The 3,404-nt window shown below is 60.0% G+C and carries 1 protein-coding gene and 1 pseudogene; both read right to left on the bottom strand.

Translation table 11 applies throughout. The features are described from left to right. Positions 1-127: 127 nt before the first annotated feature. Positions 128-696, bottom strand: a pseudogene (locus tag DL899_RS19020) (IS5 family transposase); the annotation flags it as partial. Positions 697-779: 83 nt separating this feature from the next. After that, a partial coding sequence (locus DL899_RS19015) for a PKD domain-containing protein (RefSeq protein ID WP_111735884.1) occupies positions 780-3,404 on the bottom strand: 2,625 nt, incomplete at its 5' end.

Here is a 3,404-nt window from a genome sequence, read left to right as displayed (position 1 = left end):
GCGACCTTCGCCTTGAACTCGGGCGCATGTTGTTTGCGTTTCGACATCTCTGATCTCCTTCTCGTCGAAGATCAGCAGACTGCAAATCGTAGCTTACGTCACTGTCCGAATTTCGGGGGGTAGCTCAGCAGGCGCTTATCCCCTTGTCTTTCAGGGCTTCTCGGAACCAATCCGCATCATAGCCACGGTCACCCAGGAGCCATTCCACATTTGGCAGGTTGCCGAGCAGGGCTCGTGCGCCGATGTAGTCACTGACCTGTCCGGCGGTGACAAAGAAGTCCAGCGGGCGCCCCTGGCTGTCGCAGATGGCGTGGAGCTTCGTATTCATGCCCCCCTTGGTCCGGCCGATCAGGCGGCCACGCCCCCTTTTTTGACGCCCATGCTGGACGCCGTGCGATGTGCTTTCAGATAGGTGGCGTCGATCATCACCGTCTTCTTTTCACCATGCTCGGCCGCAAAACCAGCCATCATCTGAGCGAAGATGCCCTTGTCACTCCAGCGCTTCCATCGGTTGTACAGGGTCTTGTGTGGCCCGTACTCCTTCGGAGCATCACGCCAACGCAACCCATTGCGATTTATGAAGATAATGCCACTCAAGACACGCCGATCATCGACGCGTGGTTTGCCATGGGACTTCGGGAAGTAGAACTCAAGCCGCGCCATCTGCGCGTCCGTCAGCCAGAAAAGATCAGACATATCACCGCTCCGTTTTCAGAGCCGTGAATCATGCCGCAGAGCGAAAATCAATGGGTCCTGAGCCTAGCAAGTCACGAGCCGCATCAGAACTGCATTTCGTACCCGAGTGTCAGTCCGTAACTTTCGAAGTCGTTCGCACCGATACCGTCATAATAGGTCGCGGCGGTGAAACTTTGGCCCGCAGACATCGTGCGATTAACGCCCAGTTCGATCCGCGCCCTGCCACCCTCGTAATCGGGTGTTACGGTCGAGGCGAAGCCGCTGCCACTTGTATGTGACCAGATTCCCGAGACCCCGCTCAAAAGTTCCAGCTCACCGCTACTGACCGGGATCATCCTGCTGAAATCCGTTCCGATCTCGATCTGGCCAAGCGCGATGCCCTGCTCGGGAATGGTGTTGCCCAGACTGTCCATATAGCTGTGCTGGTCGTCGGTGGTATAGGAGGCGTCCAAGAAGGGGGTCAGTGTTGTCTTTCCGAATCTGAGTTCTCCGGCAATCCTCAGTTGAGCCAGCATACGTGTGGTATCAAAGCTATCCTCGTAGGTTCCGAAGGGCGAAATGTTGTTGCTGGTTTCACCATAGAGCAAACGACCCTCAAAATATAGCGGCTGGCTCGCACTTCTGGCAACGAAATAGGGGCCGACCATCCAGCCTGTCCCGCTGACCGACGCCACACCGGTGTCCTCGCTTAGATGGTCGAATTGCAGCATTGCCCCGACCAGCAGGTTCTCGTTGATGGCCCGGTGACTGCCAAGTGCCCCGAAAACATACATACTTCTGCTGTCGCCGTCGGTTGTCCATGATCCGTCCGCCCGAACCCAGACCGGGTAATCGCCGCTGGTCGCGAAATCAAAGTTCCCCGAACCGCGCGTCGCAGCGGAATTGAACGTATTCTGTCCGGCACCCGACAGGAACGGTATCAGGCTGGGTTGGTTGCGGATCAACTGGTCCGCACGGGTCTGCATGTAGGATGCGATGAGTTCCTGTGTCCGTTCTACTGTGACATCGATAATTCCGACTTGGTTTGAAGCTAGGTTGCCGTTTCCAACTGCGTCAACAGCCACATTGGCAGGGACAGAAACCTGGGCATCCCCGGCACCTGACGCGCGCAATGTGGCCGCATAAGATGCGCCGCCACCACTCAGACTGATTACCGTGGCGTTGGTGGTCCTGATGTCATCCGCCACGAAGCCTGTAACGCTTTCCGAGAATGTGATCGTTACGGAAAACGAGCTGTCGCCCGCAAGGGTCTCGGGTGCTCCGGAAATGCTGACAGTTGGGGCGGTTCCGTCAAAAACGGCACTGACCGTGTTCGAGGCTTCGTTTGCGTTGCCTGCGGCGTCGGTAAATGTGCCCGCGGCCACGGAAAGGGTGATTGTGCCATCAGCGTCCGGGGTCAATATCGCGGTGTAGTTGCTTCCCGAGCCGGTGAGGGTTACTGTTGCATTGTCCAGGGTCAGATAAGCGACGCCGAAGTCGGTGCTGTCCTCGGATATGCTGATCGCCGCGGTATAAGTGCCGTTGATTGGTCCGCTGAGCGCGCCGATAGAGATCGTCGGTGGGGTATCGTCGCCAACAAAATCGGCATTCGTGGGTGCGGAATCATTGCCCGCAGAGTCCGCGGCGACAAGGGTGATCATCCCCGATTGCTGCGGCGTGTCGGACGTAATGGCGAACGTTCCGGTGCTGGCATCCGCTGTCACACTCCCGGTGCGGCCATCGGGGAACGTTATGGTCACGGTGCTGCCCGGTTCCGCAGTGCCCGCAAGATCGACGCGGCCGTCCTGAGTGGCGGTCAGTGTTGCCACGACCGGCGCATTCGGAGGTGTCATATCCGTCACAGTCACCATAAAGGACTGTTGGGTCGCTTCGTTCCCCGCGCCGTCTTGAGCATCGACGAATACTGTCGTGGTGCCGACTGGAAAATCATAGGGGCTGGTGATAACGGTCCCGTCGATTGAGAAAATTGGAAGAATAGCGTCACCAGAATTGTCGGTGATCGTTGCGGTCAGTACGATGGAAGCTGTGTTGGCCCCCGCATCCGTGTCCACAGCGATATCTGCAACATCAGATATGACCGGAGGTTCCGTGTCCAAGGGGGCGGAGACGGTCACGGTGACGCTGTCGGCAGGCGAAGGATCGATCCCGTCGTTGACGATCAGCGCGAAGGTCAGCACGACGGGCGCATCGCCCACGGCCAGGGTCGGCGCGGTAAAGCTGGGGCTGCCGGTGGTGGCCCCGGTCAGGCTGACGCCGGTGCCGCTGGTCTCGGTCCAGGCATAGGTCAGGGTCTGGCCCGCGTCGTTTGCATCCGAGCCGGAGCCGTCCAGCGTGACGGAGGCGGCGGAGGCGACGGCTTGATCGAGGCCTGCATCTGCGGTGGGTGCGGTGTTGCCGGGGGCGGAGACAGTCACGGTGACGCTGTCGGCAGGCGAAGGATCGATCCCGTCGTTGACGATCAGCGCGAAGGTCAGCACGACGGGCGCATCGCCCACGGCCAGGGTCGGCGCGGTAAAGCTGGGGCTGCCGGTGGTGGCCCCGGTCAGGCTGACGCCGGTGCCGCTGGTCTCGGTCCAGGCATAGGTCAGGGTCTGGCCCGCGTCGTTTGCATCCGAGCCGGAGCCGTCCAGCGTGACGGAGGCGGCGGAGGCGACGGCTTGATCGAGGCCTGCATCTGCGGTGGGTGCGGTGTTGCCGGGGGCGGAGAC

Source organism: Roseovarius amoyensis (assembly GCF_003260265.1).
Lineage (GTDB): Bacteria > Pseudomonadota > Alphaproteobacteria > Rhodobacterales > Rhodobacteraceae > Roseovarius > Roseovarius amoyensis.
Note: the sequence above shows the minus strand (reverse complement) of the source record. Positions and strands in the feature narration are given on the sequence as shown.